The sequence below is a fragment of the Enterococcus sp. C46 genome, from assembly GCF_040887565.1.
In the GTDB taxonomy this organism is placed as follows: Bacteria; Bacillota; Bacilli; order Lactobacillales; family Enterococcaceae; genus Enterococcus_B; species Enterococcus_B lactis.
This window is the reverse complement of sequence record NZ_JBFOGA010000005.1, coordinates 1-16,568: the sequence shown is the minus strand read 5'-3', so window position 1 is coordinate 16,568 and position 16,568 is coordinate 1. Positions and strand designations below refer to the sequence as shown.

At 38.8% G+C, this 16,568-nt stretch carries 30 protein-coding genes; all 30 read right to left on the bottom strand.

All coding sequences use genetic code 11. The features are described 5' to 3' along the window. Positions 1-11 precede the first annotated feature (11 nt). Positions 12-323 carry a hypothetical protein gene (locus tag AB3I27_RS08810; protein ID WP_038809483.1) on the bottom strand — a complete coding sequence of 104 codons (312 nt, stop codon included), beginning with the start codon at positions 321-323 and terminating at the stop codon, positions 12-14. A gap of 124 nt (positions 324-447) precedes the next feature. Further along, positions 448-1,008, bottom strand: a complete 561-nt coding sequence (locus AB3I27_RS08805; protein ID WP_278014540.1) for a major tail protein — start codon at positions 1,006-1,008, stop codon at positions 448-450. Between the two features lie 15 nt (positions 1,009-1,023). Beyond that, positions 1,024-1,395, bottom strand: a complete 372-nt coding sequence (locus tag AB3I27_RS08800) for a hypothetical protein (protein WP_002329393.1) — start codon at positions 1,393-1,395, stop codon at positions 1,024-1,026. Next, positions 1,392-1,787, bottom strand: a complete 396-nt coding sequence (locus AB3I27_RS08795) for an HK97-gp10 family putative phage morphogenesis protein (RefSeq protein WP_047937738.1) — start codon at positions 1,785-1,787, stop codon at positions 1,392-1,394. The genes AB3I27_RS08800 and AB3I27_RS08795 overlap by 4 nt, the downstream gene beginning before the upstream one ends. After that, positions 1,784-2,119, bottom strand: a complete 336-nt coding sequence (locus tag AB3I27_RS08790) for a phage head closure protein (RefSeq protein WP_278014541.1) — start codon at positions 2,117-2,119, stop codon at positions 1,784-1,786. The genes AB3I27_RS08795 and AB3I27_RS08790 overlap by 4 nt, the downstream gene beginning before the upstream one ends. Continuing rightward, on the bottom strand, positions 2,097-2,381 hold the full coding sequence (locus AB3I27_RS08785) for a head-tail connector protein (protein ID WP_002333639.1): 285 nt from the start codon (positions 2,379-2,381) through the stop codon (positions 2,097-2,099). The genes AB3I27_RS08790 and AB3I27_RS08785 overlap by 23 nt, the downstream gene beginning before the upstream one ends. Before the next feature lie 11 nt (positions 2,382-2,392). Further along, the gene (locus AB3I27_RS08780) at positions 2,393-2,650 is read right to left on the bottom strand and encodes an Ig-like domain-containing protein (protein WP_080105918.1); all 258 of its coding nucleotides are present in this window, start codon (positions 2,648-2,650) and stop codon (positions 2,393-2,395) included. Beyond that, positions 2,647-3,828: a phage major capsid protein gene (locus tag AB3I27_RS08775; RefSeq protein WP_340696475.1), complete on the bottom strand. Its 1,182-nt coding sequence runs from the start codon at positions 3,826-3,828 to the stop codon at positions 2,647-2,649. Before AB3I27_RS08775 ends, AB3I27_RS08780 begins: the two co-directional genes overlap by 4 nt. A 39-nt stretch (positions 3,829-3,867) precedes the next feature. Then, positions 3,868-4,413, bottom strand: coding sequence for an HK97 family phage prohead protease (locus AB3I27_RS08770; protein ID WP_073463482.1), 546 nt, complete (start codon positions 4,411-4,413; stop codon positions 3,868-3,870). After that, positions 4,361-5,545 carry a phage portal protein gene (locus AB3I27_RS08765; RefSeq protein ID WP_278014543.1) on the bottom strand — a complete coding sequence of 395 codons (1,185 nt, stop codon included), beginning with the start codon at positions 5,543-5,545 and terminating at the stop codon, positions 4,361-4,363. Before AB3I27_RS08765 ends, AB3I27_RS08770 begins: the two co-directional genes overlap by 53 nt. A gap of 173 nt (positions 5,546-5,718) precedes the next feature. Beyond that, the gene (locus tag AB3I27_RS08760; RefSeq protein WP_278014544.1) at positions 5,719-7,443 is read right to left on the bottom strand and encodes a terminase large subunit; all 1,725 of its coding nucleotides are present in this window, start codon (positions 7,441-7,443) and stop codon (positions 5,719-5,721) included. Continuing rightward, the gene (locus AB3I27_RS08755; protein WP_002343508.1) at positions 7,436-7,915 is read right to left on the bottom strand and encodes a phage terminase small subunit P27 family; all 480 of its coding nucleotides are present in this window, start codon (positions 7,913-7,915) and stop codon (positions 7,436-7,438) included. Before AB3I27_RS08755 ends, AB3I27_RS08760 begins: the two co-directional genes overlap by 8 nt. 165 nt (positions 7,916-8,080) lie before the next feature. Beyond that, positions 8,081-8,455, bottom strand: a complete 375-nt coding sequence (locus tag AB3I27_RS08750) for an HNH endonuclease signature motif containing protein (protein WP_346802716.1) — start codon at positions 8,453-8,455, stop codon at positions 8,081-8,083. Positions 8,456-8,458: 3 nt separating this feature from the next. After that, positions 8,459-9,007, bottom strand: a complete 549-nt coding sequence (locus tag AB3I27_RS08745) for a hypothetical protein (protein ID WP_368022974.1) — start codon at positions 9,005-9,007, stop codon at positions 8,459-8,461. 64 nt (positions 9,008-9,071) lie between these two features. Further along, positions 9,072-9,299 carry a hypothetical protein gene (locus tag AB3I27_RS08740; RefSeq protein WP_086314937.1) on the bottom strand — a complete coding sequence of 76 codons (228 nt, stop codon included), beginning with the start codon at positions 9,297-9,299 and terminating at the stop codon, positions 9,072-9,074. A gap of 4 nt (positions 9,300-9,303) precedes the next feature. Then, complete coding sequence (locus AB3I27_RS08735) at positions 9,304-9,735, bottom strand: hypothetical protein (protein WP_368022973.1); 432 nt, start codon at positions 9,733-9,735, stop codon at positions 9,304-9,306. Positions 9,736-10,617: 882 nt separating this feature from the next. Next, a complete protein-coding gene (locus tag AB3I27_RS08730; protein ID WP_002304479.1) occupies positions 10,618-11,031 on the bottom strand; it encodes an ArpU family phage packaging/lysis transcriptional regulator in 414 nt (137 codons plus the stop codon). Between the two features lie 76 nt (positions 11,032-11,107). Further along, positions 11,108-11,404: a hypothetical protein gene (locus AB3I27_RS08725; protein WP_174126859.1), complete on the bottom strand. Its 297-nt coding sequence runs from the start codon at positions 11,402-11,404 to the stop codon at positions 11,108-11,110. Next, positions 11,404-11,598 (bottom strand): hypothetical protein, encoded by a 195-nt coding sequence (locus AB3I27_RS08720; protein WP_113836330.1) that lies wholly within the window; start codon positions 11,596-11,598, stop codon positions 11,404-11,406. Before AB3I27_RS08720 ends, AB3I27_RS08725 begins: the two co-directional genes overlap by 1 nt. Beyond that, complete coding sequence (locus AB3I27_RS08715; RefSeq protein WP_141426721.1) at positions 11,595-11,897, bottom strand: hypothetical protein; 303 nt, start codon at positions 11,895-11,897, stop codon at positions 11,595-11,597. The genes AB3I27_RS08720 and AB3I27_RS08715 overlap by 4 nt, the downstream gene beginning before the upstream one ends. Beyond that, positions 11,894-12,424 carry a DUF1642 domain-containing protein gene (locus AB3I27_RS08710; protein ID WP_368022972.1) on the bottom strand — a complete coding sequence of 177 codons (531 nt, stop codon included), beginning with the start codon at positions 12,422-12,424 and terminating at the stop codon, positions 11,894-11,896. Before AB3I27_RS08710 ends, AB3I27_RS08715 begins: the two co-directional genes overlap by 4 nt. Continuing rightward, a complete protein-coding gene (locus AB3I27_RS08705; RefSeq protein WP_104853467.1) occupies positions 12,424-12,849 on the bottom strand; it encodes a YopX family protein in 426 nt (141 codons plus the stop codon). The genes AB3I27_RS08710 and AB3I27_RS08705 overlap by 1 nt, the downstream gene beginning before the upstream one ends. Next, positions 12,846-12,977, bottom strand: a complete 132-nt coding sequence (locus tag AB3I27_RS08700) for a hypothetical protein (RefSeq protein WP_256624878.1) — start codon at positions 12,975-12,977, stop codon at positions 12,846-12,848. The genes AB3I27_RS08705 and AB3I27_RS08700 overlap by 4 nt, the downstream gene beginning before the upstream one ends. Next, positions 12,974-13,291 (bottom strand): DUF1140 family protein, encoded by a 318-nt coding sequence (locus AB3I27_RS08695; protein WP_226072362.1) that lies wholly within the window; start codon positions 13,289-13,291, stop codon positions 12,974-12,976. Before AB3I27_RS08695 ends, AB3I27_RS08700 begins: the two co-directional genes overlap by 4 nt. Further along, positions 13,291-13,590, bottom strand: coding sequence for a hypothetical protein (locus tag AB3I27_RS08690; RefSeq protein WP_368022971.1), 300 nt, complete (start codon positions 13,588-13,590; stop codon positions 13,291-13,293). The genes AB3I27_RS08695 and AB3I27_RS08690 overlap by 1 nt, the downstream gene beginning before the upstream one ends. Positions 13,591-13,592: 2 nt before the next feature. Continuing rightward, the gene (locus AB3I27_RS08685; protein WP_368022970.1) at positions 13,593-13,754 is read right to left on the bottom strand and encodes an antitoxin; all 162 of its coding nucleotides are present in this window, start codon (positions 13,752-13,754) and stop codon (positions 13,593-13,595) included. A gap of 14 nt (positions 13,755-13,768) precedes the next feature. Next, complete coding sequence (locus tag AB3I27_RS08680; protein ID WP_002321420.1) at positions 13,769-14,128, bottom strand: DUF1064 domain-containing protein; 360 nt, start codon at positions 14,126-14,128, stop codon at positions 13,769-13,771. After that, positions 14,125-14,976, bottom strand: a complete 852-nt coding sequence (locus AB3I27_RS08675) for an ATP-binding protein (RefSeq protein WP_002323910.1) — start codon at positions 14,974-14,976, stop codon at positions 14,125-14,127. The genes AB3I27_RS08680 and AB3I27_RS08675 overlap by 4 nt, the downstream gene beginning before the upstream one ends. 16 nt (positions 14,977-14,992) lie before the next feature. After that, a complete protein-coding gene (locus tag AB3I27_RS08670; RefSeq protein ID WP_249473721.1) occupies positions 14,993-15,823 on the bottom strand; it encodes a phage replisome organizer N-terminal domain-containing protein in 831 nt (276 codons plus the stop codon). Positions 15,824-15,825: 2 nt separating this feature from the next. Continuing rightward, the gene (locus AB3I27_RS08665) at positions 15,826-16,512 is read right to left on the bottom strand and encodes a putative HNHc nuclease (RefSeq protein ID WP_241916606.1); all 687 of its coding nucleotides are present in this window, start codon (positions 16,510-16,512) and stop codon (positions 15,826-15,828) included. Positions 16,513-16,568: the final 56 nt, after the last annotated feature.

The window sequence follows — 16,568 nt, the reverse complement described above, 5'->3', positions numbered from 1 at the left end:
TTCAGAAAAACTTATCTCTTTTTGCTCGCTATCTGCTTTTTTTCATTGTTTCCCAGTTCATTGATTTGTTCAAAAACACTTTCTAATGCCGGTACTAACTCGCTCGCAGTCAAACCGTCTAAAATAGCATCAAATGTAACTGCTGGATCTTGGAAAATATCTGCTGTAATTGCAATCATTGAATCAATTGCTTCTAAATCAGTTAGGTCTGCTTTTTCCGCTTTCTCGTAAAATTTGATACACTCACGCATTGCGCGTGCGGAAATATCTTGTTGTTTGAATGTTTTTTTCTTTCCGTCAAGTTTCAATTGCAATTCAATCATTTGTTTTCCTCCTTGTTTTTACAAAAAATAAGGCTAGCCAAAAATGGCTAACCTTGTGTATCAATTTTTGGTTCTGGTTCTTTTGGTGTCCCTGTATCTGTCGTTGGTGTAGATTCAGGGTTAACTACTCCCCCGCTTTGTTATTTACTAAGTTCTTGAATGCATCCAAAGTCATTGTTTCAGACTCTACGGCTGTTAAGTATACATAGCCACGTTCATCAGAAATGAATTCCCCTTCGATAGAATCGGTTTGCAATTCTACCCCTTTGTCTTCAGCTGTTTTCATGTCGATGTCTGGATGACTGAATTTTCCTTTTGTCAATCCCATGAATAAGCGTTTTCCTTCTTTGTTCGCTGTAACCATGACTACCGACACGTAAGGCGCTTCAGTTTCTGAACCAATTACATTTGCACCTTCCACGGTTTTAGCACCAATGATTTCGCTGTAAATGCCGTTATCCATTAAGTCTGCCACGTCAAGCGTAACTTTTGGCGACGAAACCCCTTTACTTGCAATGAAGAATGGTACGTTTGAAGCGTATGTTGTGTTAGAAGTTGCGCCTAATCCAGTAATTTTAGCTTCGATCGCTCCGCCTTTCGACTTATCTGCTACTAATTCTTTTAGAGTGCCGTCTGCACCTGTTTTTACGCCAAAAATGACGCTCTCAAATCCTACTGTTGCCATCTATTTTCTCTCCTTTTAATTTAGTGAAATATTTGCTACATATCGTTTGATAATCCGCTTTGCACCTTCCAAGTCCTCGTCATCTGTTTGTTCCGTGTATGCGCATTGCCAACCATTCCCCCTCATAACCTCATCAAGGGCAAAATAAAAGGCATCAACCTCTTTCATGGTTGACACCCATACATCTACCTGTACGTTAAATTGAATGGTCAAAGGATTGTTGCTTGCAAAATCTTCATAGTTGCCGGATATCTCTGTAATTCTGCCAACTGGAAGGCTAGGTACTGTTTGAGCTGATTCCGGAACACTATTGGTGTAAAAATCAATGTTCTTTGTTTTTTCATTGCTATTCAGAATTGAATAGACTTGTGATACTGCCGTTTTCAAAGTCCTAGCCTCCTTTTTACTTCGTCAGCAATGATTTGTGTTACTTGTTTTTCGATTTGCTTTTGTGTTTTTTGTACGAAACCTTTTGGATCTTGTTTGATTGTTCCGAACTCGATAAAGTGCATCCGCCAAGAAACATCTTTGTCATAACCAATATCAATCGTGCCGTTTTTCACTGAACCAGTGACAACGTGATCCTTTGCATGTTCTTGCATATACGAACCACGTTTACCGTTTGACTTCTTTCCATCCCAGTAAGGTGTGTTTTGTCGTAACTTTTCTTGAGCGTACTCCCCAGCTTTTCTAAGTGCTGGGCTTTCCACTCGTTGAACGTTTGCTTTTACTTCCCTAAGCGCTTTGTACACTTCGGTTGCATCGACTTCTACACTCATTTTGAAACCTCTTTTGCAATGACAGTGGTGAAATCTTTGGCAAACTCGCCCTTGGTGATGGTGATAATCTCAAAAGTTTTGCCTTTCCAACGCACTTTCATATCATTGGTTAGCTCTGATTTTTGTTGGTAGCGGATAATGAACGTCAGTGTTCCTTCCAAAGCCGTACCAATCGACGCCTTAACGTCACTCAAGCGTTGTGTTTGAACACAAGCCCAACATGAAAAAACAGTCTCAGGTGTGGTGACCAGCTGGCCGTCCTCGTCCTTGACTGTCGTATTCTTTATAAAGTCAATACGTTGACTTAGGTCACTCGTCTGTATTAACGCCATGATCTAGCCCCCTCAACTGATGAATCAAAGCAGTTACGCCGAACGGAATTTCATTCAGCGCCTGCGTAGAAGTACCTACTCTGTTTTCGTACCAGTTAGAAACAAGCAACGTCACAGCGTAATCAAAGCGTTTATCAGCAGTCATTTCTACCTCAATCGAGCCTAAAATGAATTCTTCTGCTGTTTTTTGGAGCATTGCGAGCAAATCATCATCCAAGTCATGATCCACTCGCAAAAAGTTTTTCAACTCGCTTAATTCCATTCAATCACCGCCTATTCAGCAGTTACGGTAACTTCACACACCGCAGTTTTTCCGTTTGCAGTTGTTGCAGTGATTGTTGCTGTACCAGCTGCAATACCTGTGATTTTGCCTTGAACCGGCGTTACTGTGGCAATTGCCTCATCGCTAGAACTGTATTTAACCGATTTGTCCGTTGCGTCAGCTGGCAAGACAGTCGCTGACAGTGTTTCTGATGCCCCCACCGCAAGCGTAGTCGTTGTTTTGTTTAACGTTACGCCGGATGGGTCTATGCTTTTGGGCCCAGTGTTACGTAAAAGCCTGCAGCAGTGTCGGCTACTTCAACATCGAAACGAACAAAGCCAGCTAATAGTTGACCATATACATCGTTATCTACCCAACGCACTGAAGTTTGTTGACGGTCAAAGTATTTAACAAAAAGTGAAGGGTCGCCCACGAATGCTACTTTGTCGCCTGCTTTTGTTCCAATTACATCATCTGCCATTATGACAACTTCACGCCCTAATAGTTTGTGTCCTGAAGCAACTGTAACGTCTTGCTGTAACAACCAACGTCCTTCATTGTCTTTCATTTTGTCCAACTCGTTAAAGAAGCTTTGAGAAGCAATGAATTTCACGTTGTAAGCTGGGTCAATCGTTACATTTACAATATCTTTCAAACCATCAATATCAGTCACTGCTTTCGCAGGTGCTGTTTGTAATTTTTTAGCGATTTCAGCGTTTGATGTATTCAAAGATTGGCGTTGAATGGATTCAGCAACCAATCCGCCTAGATCGATATCAGAATCGTCTAATGATTCTTGAGAAACTGGAATGTATCCACGGTAAGTTTCAATTTCGTAGTTTACTTTTGTAAATTCAGGGTTAGCTAACGCTGGGTTTTTAGCCAATTCAGCCACAGAGATCATTTTATTTTTGTTAGCTCTCAAAATTGGATATGATCCTGTACCTGTTGTTACTGGCACACGTCCTACGTGTTGACGTAAGTCGACAACTGTTTCGGGTTGTTTTTCTGGTTTAGTGATACGGTCAACTGGAATAACTGCTTCTGCTCCGACTGTTGTCAATCCGTCGCGTTTTTCTCCTTTTGTACGAATGAATTGATTGATTGAGCGTGTGTATGTTTCTTTTTTGTCGTTTAGGATAACTTCCATTGATCTTTTCTCCTCTTTGTCTTTTTTGTCGATCGGATTTGTGTTGCTTGTTGGTTCTGCACTTTCTTGTTTTTCTGGTTGTGCTTGTTGCTCTTTAGGTTTAGCTTCTTGAATTTCAGTTGCTTTTGTTTCTTCGTCCAACTCTTTCAATTCATCAGCTAAATCTTTTTTCAATTGGTCGTCTGTTTCTTTCGATTCTTTTGCTTCTTTGATTTTTGCTAATAAGTCCTTAGCTGTCTCTAAATCGCCTGAATCCAGCGCCTGTTGCGCTTGTTCTTTCAATTTCTCAATATCCAATGTGTTCACTCCTTATTTTTTTGTATAAAAAAAGAACCTCTAGTAATTTAGAAGTTCTAGCTCTATCTGTAGTTTTCGTTTTTCTTTTTCATTGATTACTCGTTTCAATGATCGTTGCGCTAAGACTGCATCCGTTCCTTCGTAAGCCGGAATCGAAACAATCGATATTTCGAATAATTCATCGATCTTATTTAGATTGCGGATATACATCCCATCTTGGTTTTCCCACGTTTGAGAATCATCTTTTACGGCAAAACCGAACGAACATTCGTTGATATCACCACGTTTTATGGATTCGTACAAATCGTTGGCGTAAGAAGTATTTGGCAGTTGACATCTGAAATGAAGTCCTACGTCATCCACTTCCAACTCTAGCGTTTGCGATGACGTTCTTCCTAAAACCATACTTGAATCATGATCGACAAAACAGCGAACATCTGATAAATCGGTCGTATCCAACGCTTGTGGCGAAATTATTTCTTTGAACCCGCCAAGGTCTCTGCTCAACGAATTGAATTTCATTGCGTAGCCCTCAATCGTTCGATTGTCCGTTGACTGGATTTCCGCTAAACTCCGAATTTCCATTTCCACTATTCCCACCCCCCTTCGCTGTGGTTTTCGTGTACAAAACATCTCCATTAGGAATGCTTGGCAATCCGTAATAATCTCTGACCTCATTAATCAGTAGATAACCGTCTCCGCCGTTGCCATCTTCCATTGCTTTATTCATCCTAGAAGCCTTGTCTTGCCCTGTAAGCGTAGAGAAGTCAAGTTCTACATTAATACCTAACTTGATTGCTAACTCGTCTGTAATCATCTGTGAGAGTGCCCTAAGCGTACTAGAAACGTAGGAATCGTTAGCCGAATCGTCTTTGGTATTGACTAACTCCATACCAAAACGTGACAAAGGAATGCCGAACGCTTTAGCAATTTGTTTTGTCGAGTACACGTTGTTTTGAATCATCTTCAAAATATCCGTATTTAGCTCAAACTGTTTGAATTCCTGTGTATCGTCCAAAACAATTACGCTATTAGCGTTTGAAGCACCGCTGTTTACTTCTTCAAAGTCTTGCTTAATTTGCTTTTTAGACTTGTTATTCAGCGTACCTTTATTGAGCTTCAAAACTCCGCCTGCTTGAATCCCCTTCTTGAAGAAGGAGCTTAGCATTTTGTTCCCATTATCGAGCATGGAAAGTTCTGTTTTGAGTGCATCCAATGGACTGATACCGGTTTTTCCGTTTACAGTTATATATTTGAAGTGCAACATCTCGCTAGAATCAACACGGTACGAATTTCCTGCTTTGTTTGTGTATTCATACCGCAACGCACCTGTCTCTAAATCTTCGTAAACGACGACTTGTGACGGTTTAGCAAACTCTAAGCTATTTTCATGAATGATCGCAAAAGCATTCCCTGACAAAAGCATTTGAGCCGTGATAGCAAACATGAAAGAATATGGTGTCATACTTGCGTTTGGGTACTTGTTCAACATGTCTAACTTTCGAATGTCTGCTTGCTTATTATCGGAAAACTTGAACTTGCTGGCGGCAATATCTCCAGCCAATATCTTTACCGCTGTAAACACATCAGACTGTTCTAGTGCCGTTTCTCCGTCAAAGTTGATGGTCGTGTTCCCATCTACAGTTGAAATGAAGTCGAGCATTGTACTCGAACGACTGGACAAGCTACGTTTTTCCGTTTGGAAAAATAAACCCATTTATCCCACCTCCTTTCAGCTATAATTCTGATTCTCGAACCAAAATAAAAACGGTAAGCATTAAACTAATGCCCACCGTCAGGAATCCGATAATCTGATTAAACAAAAAAGCTGCGGCTATGAATGAAACTAGCCCTAAAACATACAAAATAATCACGATTAGTCTTAACTTGTTACCATCCAAAGCCATACTCGCCCCTTTCTATCAATTCATTGATATCTTCTTCATCAAAATCATGGTACATTGCCTGCGTGTAAGCATTAATCAACGCATCTAAAGGATCAATCTTATTTCGATTCATTGCCTTATCAATCATGATTGTATCGTTGTTTTCTTTGGTGATTGCATTTCTTATCGCCCGGTTGAGTAGAGGGTTGTTCGAATGCAATGTCTTACCTTGAATGATATCCGTCCGCAGCTGTTTCGTTGGTGCGTTCAAAGTTATCAGCCCTTGTCGCACTTCGATTAATTCTTTTTCATAGAACTTAGCTAAATCAGTAATCACGTTCCCTGCGTTATACGGATCGTAAAAGATACCTTTTAGCTCAAAGTTATTACTTTCGATGAAATCAGTAAGCCAATTGACTAAATCGTGATAGTCAATCAATCCGTCTGGACTACTACTAATCGTGCAATAGCCTGCTTGCTCATATTGTCGGTATGGTGTTTTGTCTTCTTTTTCTTTTGCTTCAATTCCGCCCCGATTGGCTACAAAGGAATAGCTATCAACAAAAAACTTACTTTCTTCTCTGATTGGAATGACCCACGAAATAGAAGTTAAGTCGTTTACTCGTGATAAATCGACACCGATGTAAATTTCTCGACCAGTTAAGTCCGTTTGTTTGATGTAATCAGGAGCAACGGCAGAAGTCCACTCTTCTTCATTCATGTAGCTTTCTTGGGATGACTGTATCCATATATTAAAATGCTTGGTCAAAACGTTTGAAACGCTACCTTTGGCCTTGCCTTCATTAAGAAGTCTAGTTTTTTCTTGAACTTGCATTTCATGCTGTTCAGCAATTTCCATCAAAGGGCTTGATTTAATCCACATTTTAGTGTTAGCAACTTCTTTTGCATTATCCTGTTCCCAACACAAAGCTAAGTATTCGTCACCTACAACTTCACCTTTTAATAATTTTGTAACATACTGATATTCTATTGAATACATCGGATAATTCAATTTGCTAGAAGCTGTTGAGATAATAATAATAAGTGGTTCTTTCTGTTGACTCATTGACGTTTCAATGACATCCATCATTTCCGCAGTCTTAGACAATGCGTATTCGTCAAATACAGATAGCATTGTATCGAGACCATCTAATGTATCAGCGTCAGATGATAGTGGCTTCATTATCGAATCATCTGTGGTTTTTATTTCGTAGGTTAGCGGGCGCACGAAATTCTTGATTGTTTTGCTTTGACTTCTCAACGCTCTCAAATGTGATTTCACCATATCAAAAACAATTTTTGCTTGTTGACGCGTGTTCGCAGTCGTGTAGATTTGTCTAGCTTGATATGGGTTGCGTTCGTAAATCAGACAATACAAGGCAATCCCAGAAACAATCAAAGACTTACCCTGTTTACGTGCAAGCGATAAGTAAGCCTTTCTGAATCTTCGAGTATTGTCTTTCTTTCTTCGCCAGCCCCATAACATCCCTAGAATGAATTTCTGGAATAGTGCCAACTTATTAGGCTTGCCACTCTTAGGATCTGGAAGCATTGAAATGAATTTTACAATATTTTGAGTGTATTTTGGTTCGTAGTAGTAAGGAAAGTCATCTCGCTTTGACCTCTCGATATCCTTTTTGTGTCTATCAATTGCCATCTGTATCTTCTCACAGACTAAGATATTCCCATTTTCTACTTCATCAATGTATTTTTGAACGTGGTCAATCATCACTATCAACTTCGTTCATCATTTCAGCAAAAGGGTCGTCAGGCTCTTTCTCTAACTCTTGAGGATTAACGATCTTTAACCGAGAGTTGATTGTCAGCCCTAAATCATTAGTGGCTGTTTTTAGTTCTTTCGAGAATGAATTGACAGTATCGATTAAAGGATTTTTACGACCGTCGATCAAAAAGCCTTGTTCGTCTAACTCTTTGCTTGCTTTGTCGTACAGATACGAGTAGTTGCAGTAGCGAATCATTGTTTGTTGGTCTAGTTCTGAAATAGGCAAGTCCTGAATGTAGTGAGAGATTCTATCCCACTCCTTCTGTGCTTCTTTCAAAAGTCCGACCGGATAATTTGAAAAGTCCAGTCTTGGATAGTTGTATAGCTTTTCTTCTTCGGCTTTTTTAGCTTCAATTTCTTCTTTTGTGTAATTCTTTTTGCTTGCGTTAAGCAATTTCTTCGGCCTACCTTTGCTCATTTCATCACTCCTATCTATTTTACAAATTTTCTAAAGGGAATTTTTTTTCGAGAAGGGAGGGCATCGATTTTCTTCGTTCTAGCGACATAGGGCGGCTTATTTTTTATCAAAACTATTTTTTAGTATATTTATATACACTTTAGGTGAAACGCCTTAGAACGCAAATTAGAGCCTTTTAAGGTTATATGCCTTTTTATGCTCTTTGTTGTGGCACGACTGGCAAATACTTTCTAACGTATCGTAGTCTAACCTTTTATCCCAATCTTCTTTTACTTCCGTTTTGTGATGGACTATCGTAGCACTGGTTATTTTCCCATTTCTCAAACACTCCTCACATAGTGGTTGGTCTGCCAGCTTGCTACGTCTTAGCTTCTTCCATTGGCTTGAAGCATAGAAGCGAGCATACCTTATGTTGTCTTTGTTATATCTCACTTCTCTGTTGTATGTCTTATCTGCATTGCCTTTGTGCTTAGCGCAATAACGGTTGGGTAACTCAACGTATTCGCGACAGATAGACACAGCGCATTTGATTTTAGGCATTGTTTACACATCTCTCTTGTGCTCGATGATCTTCTTATCAAGGTTCTTACCATTCAGTGTTGGATAGTATTCTATGTTAATATCGTTAGCACCGCGATCATCATCAGTAAAGCCATCAGTCTTCCAACGATACGAGATGTCTACTAGACCTTTAGGCAACTCGTCTAGCCTCTCACCCTCGTAGTAAACTTCTGGTACTGAGTCAGTATCTCTTAGTTTGATTTCTAGTAGGTTCGCATTACTTCTATCATCTAACTTGATCTGTTGCAGTACTTTTCTTCTTGCCTCTCCTGTCATTGGTACTACCGTCTCATATCCAGTAAACTCGCAAGTAAAGCGTTCAATAGCATAAGCGTTTTGAAGTGGCTTAGCACTAAGAACAGCTGGATTATTGCTATAAAAATGATCTACTAATAACTTCCCTATAGGAATGCCATCTAAAACTCTACCAGTAAACACTAAAGCATCGGGATAATCTTCTTGGATTTTATAAGCTAGATTTGGCGTAGTTACAATGTTATACCCTTCCCTGATATAATCTTTTAATTTCATAGTTTTCCTTCTAAAAACATCTAATAATTACTTGCTAACAACTTGATGCAATCATAGTTATCATTCATTTGATGTACCTCTCTATGTTGTATTGGATATACTCGTCTTTCCAATAGCCATGACCGCAATATATCAGCTTGCATTTATCCACTTCGTTTGGTGTAGCTTCTCTTAGCATTTCGACAATAGAGTACTTCCCTTTGATTTGTACAGAACGCACAACACGCACTGAACAATCATCAATGGTTCGAGGATATTCATTAGTTAGCGATACATACCAGTAGTTTCTCATGGTGTTAGTCCTTTCTTATTGGAGGTCCCGGTTTTTCATCACGCTTCTTCAATATGCTTCGTTCATACTCAAGACATTCTTCGTCTCGATCCCAAGGTTCGTTGCGTTTTTTTATATAAAAGGGTTTCCCAAATTCGCTGTGTTGCGTACTAGACTCTACAACAAATCGCTCGATGTATTTTGATAGTGCAGGTTTAGTAATAATCAGAGTACCGTTAGGCAAAGTGTACATAAATGAATCCTTTTCGCTCACAACTTTCTCGCTTGCATAAAGTACAGATTCACCGTACTGGCTGTCTACTTCAAGGCGGAACTTAGGATAGTATAAATTGTTGACCATATCCTCAAAAGTCATCTTTTGAATATCTTCTAATTCGAATCCTTTTTCTTTCAACTCTTTCACTACATCGTTTTGTAAAAAGTCTAATGAATCCATTCTCGCACCACTCCTCATGCAAAATAAAAAGACCACTCAATGAGTGATCTAATATGTAATGCACAGGCAGGGACGTTTCCGATCCTGTGCTTGAGTCATTTGACGATTCATTTTTACCGAATCCCAAATCTCAATCTAACCTAACCATTTATGTAATAGCAACCTACACACAGACAAGTCTAATACTTCCTGCACCTCACCACTGCCACATCCCTCGGTTGCTAATTGACAGGTGCATCAGTTGAGGTTTCCAGCTCTGATACTCAATTCGACAATAGGACATCTCTGTCAGGTATAGTCCGTTCGAATCGCTTTACATTAACAACTTTCCTGTCAGCAGTTGCTATGCACCAGACATCTTTGTGTTTTTACTAACTGGTAGTTTGGGATTAACACAAACCCAAAGTCACTGGCAATGAATCGAACATTGCATGGTTGCCGAAGCATTGACCTAGCACACATGCTTAGCGTCTACCCTTTCCGCCACAGTGACACTATAAAATTATTCTTGGCTGCTACTATTTTTTATTTTGCCCATTTTTAAATCCAATCATATAGACATTAAGACAGAGCGCAAAAATTGAAATTATTAACGCCATCATTTCTCTTCACCCACCTTTAGTTATCGTGTGAATAATTAAAAAAAACAATAGACAACAACGGATGATAGATAATAAGAACAATTTAGAAGGAGTTGAAATTCACATCCTTATTCTTAATATTTCCGCTGCTGTCTATCGAAGCTTAATTGTGAAACAATAATAAAACGATGTTCCTTTTATTATTATTTTGTCTCAGACCTATCACTAATCTTTCGACACTACCATAATATCACTGGTAAATAGCTAAAAACCGCCATCATTCCGCCAAAAAACCGCCAAATTATTTATAAGCAATTATTCTTCCGTGTTTATATGCTTCTGCAAACTCTATTAGAGCTTCCGACTTCATCCGTTGTATACTTCTTTCTGAATAACCCACTTCACGGCTAATTCTGTAGTTTGAGAAGCTATCTGGCACACAAAAGCTATAGTAGAGTATCTGACGACTAATCAGACTAAGAGCCATCAAAGCCGCTAAAATCGCGTCTCTCTCCGCTTCTATATCCATCATCTGAATGATCGCGTCTTCTGCCTTATTGCCGTGCTTCGGTGCCTTCGGCATATCCGTAATAATCGGCGACTTAATATCTATCAAAGAGCGACCTGCCATCCGCTCCAAACGCCGAAAGTTCTTCAGCACATCTCTCGCATTACATCTCGTCTGTTTGAAATCTACCTCTCGTAACAATTGCATCAAGTCAAACCGCTCCTTTATGTGATATAATAAACTTGTCTGTTTTATTATGTTAGTCGGAGCGATCCGGCTTTTTTTATTTGCTCTTGATTACTTCCATGTCAACTAATCTCGCTACAGCTAAATTCTCTTTGCTTTTCGCTAACCACTTATCACATTCCATCGTGTTTTCAATACGAATGATTGCTGAGTGATTATAGAGATGCTCTACATATCCACGAAATGGATAGATGAATCCTTCTGCTTCGCAGCGAACCATGTCACCGACTTTGAATTTTGGTTTCTTACGTGTTTTAGGGTTCTTTGTCGGCATATCTAGCATTAAACCGCCGATACCATGACTACTAGCGTAGAATCCGTCTTTTAGTTTCATTATGCTTCCTCCTCAATCGTCCAAGCATCTGTAAATTTCTCTAAGCTTATTAGTTCATCTTCATTTAAATATCCGTAACCATATAAGGATTCTAAAAGGTCTTCTTTTGAATATCCTCTAAAATCAAGCCTGAGACCGCTTAGGATGTATACATAGGTTTTATTTCCATAAAACTTGATTGTGTATGCTTTCATTTCCATTCCTCTTGTTCTAATCCCCATTGAGCGAATGCTGCTAGGACTTCAAATTGCTTTTTGTCTGTTAATTCCATCAAAGGATCCCTTAATTCGTCTAAATGCCCCCATGCTGCATTATTCATCATCCAAAATACAACTTGCATTGGCTTTCCTGTTGGCGCAGTTAGTTTCAACCACTCCAACACGATTTTCTGGTTGTCGTTGAGCGCTTGTCCATGAGTGAGAACTTTACCCGATTCCCAATCTCCTGTTTTTCTAGCATATTCATATTGTTCTGCTGTTAAGTAATCGCTCATCTTTCTACCACCTCTTCCACTGTTCCATTCACCAACAATGCTGCAGCATCCGCTGTTGCTTTATCAGTGAAAAGCAATCGATGAGATGGATTGCATTCAAAACTATAATTTACTCCATCTTTTCCCCATAAAGCACATTTAGTAAGATAGTTTCCATCGGCATTCTTTATTGCCCATAACGGCTCTTTCTCGACCTCGTAGCCGTCTTTCATGCGGACAAGGGTTTCGATTGAATTGTTTTCGGGTTGTCGAATCCAATTCAACATCCCTTGCTCAGCAGAACAATAAGAATCTACACACAATTCCCAAATGGCAAATTCTAAATCATCTTTATTATCTTCAAACCACTCCGCCACAAACTTCGGTACCACTGGCTTTTGCGGTTCGTCTAGTTGTTTTAAATCTTCTAGGATTTCTTTATAAAGATCATATTTAAGTTGTTCGCTAATTAAATATCTATTGGGGCAATAAGGTCTTAATCTAGATATTTCTGCAGTATATTTATCAATCAATTCCTGTTTATTCATCACTCTTCCTCCAAAAACTCGCTATTCTCCCAAATATTTCCGATGACTTCATACGTGTATTCTTCAAACAGCTCTGTGTTAAAAATTTGATACTCTAAATCTTCATCAACAGTGGCACACACTAATCCCGAATGTCCTATTGAATTTTTGACAACACAAACTTTATTATCTAAATAATCGAATCCATTTCGCACGCTGACTGATACAATATCCCACTCGAAAATCTCAATGCCATTCTTATCTTTCAGCCCTGTTGATTGCATGAGCTCGTATTTGTCTATCATTCCCCACATGCCACCGCCTAAATTTACAAGCGGAGCAATAAAGCCTGTTTCATCGTCTATTGTCCAATCCACATTTTTATCATTATGCGGATAGTACATTTCATTTTCTTCTTTTGAATATGCTCTAAACTTCGGTATCATTTGCTGTCCTCCATACTCTCAAAAATAGCAATAGCTTTCTCTATGCCTTTTCTTTCTTCGCCAGTAGCATATACATTTAGATAGAGTCTTAAGTGACTAATAGCTTTCCTGATCGATATTCGTTTCATTTGCTGTCCTCCATGTATTCGTCTAATATCTCTTTATATTTTTCTACAAATTTGAAACGATCTTGATGAAGTTTCTTGCTCCAATTTGTTTGCCGATCCAGCTCACGCATCTGATCGAACCCTTTTTGAATTTCGTTGTAATAAAATTCAATGTTTGCTGCTGCTTTCCAATGCCTGCTACTTCGCACTCCTGCTCCTGTTTCAGCCATTTCCAACTTAACTAATTCCGCTCGTTCTTTTGATTTTTTGTCTTTCTGAATCTTCATCATGATTTTCTTGAGGATGATATCACTGTATTGTGTAATGAGATCCATTATTTCTCCTCCACATACCTAAACTGTCGTCCCTTTGAATCAATCCATAAGCTCCTAGCTCTATCCCAAATAATGTTTTTGCTTAATCCAGTAATTTCAGATAACTGTTCAGCAGTACCCGTTACTAGAATTCGATCACCATGCCAGATTGCAATCTTTCTCGGCGTTTTCCGTTTGGTTTTTTCAGTCCACATTGATTTGCCGATCTTTTGAACTTCTGCAACTATTTCTTTGTCTTCTTGCCAATTCTCAGAATGTGTCAGTTCGATGATTCGTTTCATTGCTGCTTTCTTATCCACGTTTACCCCTCCAATCTACGAATTTCCCTTCTTAAATTCTCTATGTGCAAATCGATTGCCTTTCTCGCCGTTTCATTGACCATTACTGCCTTTGTCCGCTCCAGTTCGTCAATTTCACGTTGAAGGCTTCGAATATGCATTTGAATCACTTCTTCTTTTGTCATGATAGTCCACCTCTTTAAAAACGCTCTTCCTTGAACGTATTCCGATATTTTTTGGCTAATATCAACGGCACTTGATATTGATGACAAAACAGCTTTGCCTTGATCTTAAAGTCTTTTGTCTGCATTCCTTTGACATCTACGACTTTGACTAGTTTGCCGTTTTTATAAAATGTGAAGTCGGGAATATACTCGATCTTGCGATACTTCTTTCCGTCTAGTTCAAATTTCGGCATCAGCTCAAATCGTTCCTGAAGTTTTACTTTCCAGCCATTTGCTTCAGCTTGCCATAAGGCTAGATCGTAGTACTCTGCTTCTGCGATAGAATCAAACTTGATACCTCGATGAACAGTTTTCTTATTACGGTATTTATTCATGCGATACTACCTTTCACTGGTTTTATGCGCTTATCTGCTGTTTGTTGGAATTTCAGCGCATAACCTTCTGAATTCTTAAATATCCTAGAAACAATTCTTTCGCCGTAGGCTTCTCTTAGTTCAGGACCAGATAAGTTTGTGGTGATGATCGTTGCCTTGTTCTGTCTGGCTTCTAAGAGCGTGTTTAACGTATTGTTTGTAAACTGCCTACTATTTGATACCCCACTACCTAATTCAGCTCCAATATCGTCAAAAACCACCAAATCAGTTGTTTTAATATCGGCTATAAGCGATCCTTCAATTTCTTTTCTCAGTTCAGCATTGTTATAAGAAAACTTTATTTGCTCTAATAACTCTTGATAGCTTATAAAAAGTATTTTCTTGTCATAATTTGAGCGCTCAAGTATTTCCCAAGCTGTGGCCATTGACAAGTGGCTTTTTCCGCTTCCTGATTTCCCTGATAGAATGAAATGTGAAGGATGATTCAGTAGGACATCATTTACATAGCTTTTAGCTCTTTCTAAAGCAATTTTCGTTTCTTGGTCCACTACGTGATAATTCTCCATTTTGCATTTAAACAAAGTTTTATCTGTTAATACCGAACCATTTTGAAAAAAACTCAACGCTCGTGCTTTTAAACTGTCGTTATATATCCGTTCGGTCTGTATATCCTCTTTCACACGTAACGCTTTATAACCACAACTCATGCATGTTGGTTTACAACGTTCTGAACCATCCTTATTTTTAGCTCGCCAACTATACAAAGGTTCGCTACATTCTGGACATTTTCCGCTTTGCACTAATACTCTTCTTATTAGTTTCTCCATAGCATTTGCTAGGCTTTCCATGTGGTGCATCTCCTTTTTAAATTGGCAAGTCGTCATATTCACTAGGATTGCTGTACTGTAGTTTTTGACTTTGCTTTTTATGATTCTTCTTATCTGCTTTGATTTCGAATTTGAGCTTCTCAAATTTTTCTCTCAATTTCTTAGCACTTCTAATATTTCCAAACCAAAATTCATTTGTAGGTAGCCAATTGATCACATACTCAATCGCTTCTATAGACGCTTTATCTTTTTCTTCCATCAACCTGATTGTGTCTGCCCATTTTTCGATATCTACTTTATTCATTTCTTTTGGAAAATCTTCAGTTAAATTACTTTGCAACTTTTTAGCAAGGCGTAAGTGTTCGTCAGAATACTTACCTTTCTTTTCTTCTTTATCTATATCTTTATCTTCTTCTATATCTTTATCTGTACCGTCACGTGACGTCACGCTAACGTCATTTTCCAATTTGAGACGTTCCTGTCTCTTTCTTTCCCTGTATTTACGGTTTCTTTCAGCATTTTTTAGCCTTACTTTATCCATACCCTCGATATTTTGATGTTTTTCCCAATTACTGATGGCAATTAGTCCATCACTGCTTAGATCAATCATGTTGAAATTTGCCAATGTAGTTAGCGCTAAGCGAACCGTATTTACGTTTTTGCCAAACAATGTAGCAAGCATTTCTTCGGTATAAGGCATGTTCCTCTGGATATATATCAGACCATCGTCGTTAGTCTTTCCTGCTAAAACTAGTAATCGAATCCATATAACGATGATGGCATCCGACTCAGGAACAGCTTGAATTAATCGTATTTTTTCATCGTCAAACATAGTAGTTTTAAGTTTGATCCAACTTATCTCAGCCAAATTTATCCTCCTATTCTTAACTTTTTAATCGTTTCATGACTTAACTTGATTCCTTTGATTTGATATTTATTTTTGAAATTGATCACACCTATTTTGTGTTTCTCTGTGTGATGGATTCTGCAGAGTGCTGCAAATGTGTACTCTGAATGATCAACTTCTTTGCGCTTTCGTCTTCCCAGCGCTTTGTCAAAGTGATCGATGTCAGCTCCTGTTTTGCCACAGATGCAACAAACTCTTTTTGTGATGCATTTGTAGAAGTAATACTCTTGATTCGCTGGTAAAATCTCATAACCTTCTTTGAAAGGAATATGATGTTCAAAGATAAAATCTAGGATGATATTCGCTAAGATATTGGCATCACTCACGGTTGTGCTCGATTCGTCTTTGAGGCTTATTTTGCGCCCTGTGACACCTTCGAAACGGAAGTAGAAGAATTCCTTCCAGAAGTCCGTTGGCATGCCTGTATCGATGAAAATATCGCCTATGAGCGCATAGATGAAGTTTCGTTGCTGTACAGTGAAACGTCTAGGATCAATAAAACGAATTTCAATGACTCGATCGCCATCGTAGCCGTCATACATCGTCTTTAGTCGATCAATGTTCACTTCTTCATTGATCGTTGCACCTATGTCTTTTCCTTTGAACTTTTTCAGAACCGCTGAATATGAATCGATTAATGGTTTAAACACTCATATCACTTCTTATCTAATTCTTTTCTCTTAGCTGCTATTGCTCGCTCCATCAA